Origin of the sequence: Shewanella sp. 11B5, assembly GCF_002836795.1 — a bacterium.
GTDB classification, from domain to species: domain Bacteria; phylum Pseudomonadota; class Gammaproteobacteria; order Enterobacterales; family Shewanellaceae; genus Shewanella; species Shewanella frigidimarina.
This window is the reverse complement of the sequence record NZ_PJAP01000027.1, coordinates 1-1,497: the sequence shown is the minus strand read 5'-3', so window position 1 is coordinate 1,497 and position 1,497 is coordinate 1. Positions and strand designations below refer to the sequence as shown.

At 41.3% G+C, this 1,497-nt stretch carries 2 protein-coding genes; one reads left to right on the top strand and one right to left on the bottom strand.

Features of this window, described 5'->3' with window-relative positions:
• Positions 1-204: 204 nt before the first annotated feature.
• Positions 205-1,104, bottom strand: a complete 900-nt coding sequence (locus CXF78_RS00205) for a LysR family transcriptional regulator (RefSeq protein ID WP_102035654.1) — start codon at positions 1,102-1,104, stop codon at positions 205-207.
• A 134-nt stretch (positions 1,105-1,238) separates the two neighbouring features.
• Between CXF78_RS00205 and CXF78_RS00200 the strand changes: the two genes are divergently transcribed.
• Positions 1,239-1,497 (top strand): formate dehydrogenase accessory sulfurtransferase FdhD (locus tag CXF78_RS00200; protein WP_180956998.1); only part of this gene is annotated, 259 nt, incomplete at its 3' end.

The window sequence follows — 1,497 nt, the reverse complement described above, 5'->3', positions numbered from 1 at the left end:
AGTTGCAATCATTTAAGACATCAATTTTAGGACAGCTATTTTTAGGACAGCTATGACACCCAAAAAGCAGCGTTGTCATTAACAGGTGTTATCTTTGCTGCCGTTAAGATGCCACCAGCCAAGTTGAACGATGCGATATTAACAACATCCACGCCTATCTGAACTTGCTAGCATGATGCTTTAACGGCAAAACACCTGCAAAAATTACCCCATTTCAATCAGACTCACAAATTCGCGCATCGCAGGTGAAACACTGTATTTGCGGGTAATAAACATGGTATTACCCGATTCAATACCTTGCAGTTGTCGGTAATGCAGATTGAATAACTGCTGAGCCGATTTTGCAATACCGCTGCTGACAATCGCGTAGCCAATATTGTGTTTTACCGCGCTGACTAGATGAAATAACGAATCGGTTTCTAACACCACATTAAAGCGTAAATCCGTTTTTGCCATCGCATTATCAATGTATTGCCTAAACTGCATATTTTGGCTTAACAACACCAATGGTAAACGTTGCAAAGTATTAAGGGTTAATCGGTTATCTCTTAGCGTAGTACTATCGAGTTGATTAACGAGGGCTTGGGTTGATAATACCGCCATATCATTATCAATCTGCGGATAAAAATGAAACGTGCGACGATTCGCCTCAGTAAGGTTTTCATCAAACCCTAGACCGATATCAATTTGATGCAAAGTCAGTTGCTCAATTAGCTTTTCATTGGTGGTCACTAAAAGCGTCACGGCAATATTAGGGTGCAGCTCATTGAATGCTTTAATTATCGGCATAATATCGACACTCGACTGCGGCACAATGCCAATCCTCAAAGAGCCGATTAATGGCCCACTAAACACACTCAACTCTTGTTTTAGCGCCGCTTGATCTAACAGCATTTTTTCTGCATAGCTCAATACAATCTGTCCAGCATCGGTTAACGCAACAAACTGACTGCCGCGCACCACTAGCTCGGTACCAAAACTTTTTTCCAACGCGGTTATACTGGCAGACAAAGTAGGCTGGGTAATATGGCAAGCTTTGGCTGCTTTAGCAAAATGCTTAAACTGCGCTAATTCATAAAAATAATGTAACTGCCTCAGGTTCATACGCCCTTCAAAGTCTGCCTATCAATTCCACCATATTAATAGATAAAAACTATCACCGCATAAATTTGTTTGATTGGCTTTGTGTATTAGCGCCCCCTAAACTGTGATCCACGTCAAGTTTTGAGTCTATACACATGAATGCTTCATACAAATGGTTGCCACCCATTGAACATCTGGTAGAGGAAGCGGCTGCCGCCATTAATATTAACGGGATTAACTATGCTATGATGATGGTCACCCCTGATGATATTGAAGATTTTGCGATTGGTTTTTTATTTGCCGAAGCCATTATCCAATACGATCATGACGTACATGACATTCAAATAACGCCATCAGATAGCGGCTTTATGGTTGAAGTGACTATCGCCAATCGTTGTCTTTCGGCCTTAAACA

Bases quoted from the DNA above. Each gene is read 5' to 3' on its own strand.
- CXF78_RS00205 (WP_102035654.1), bottom strand. From the start codon at position 1,104: ATGAACCTGAGGCAGTTACATTATTTTTATGAATTAGCGCAGTTTAAG.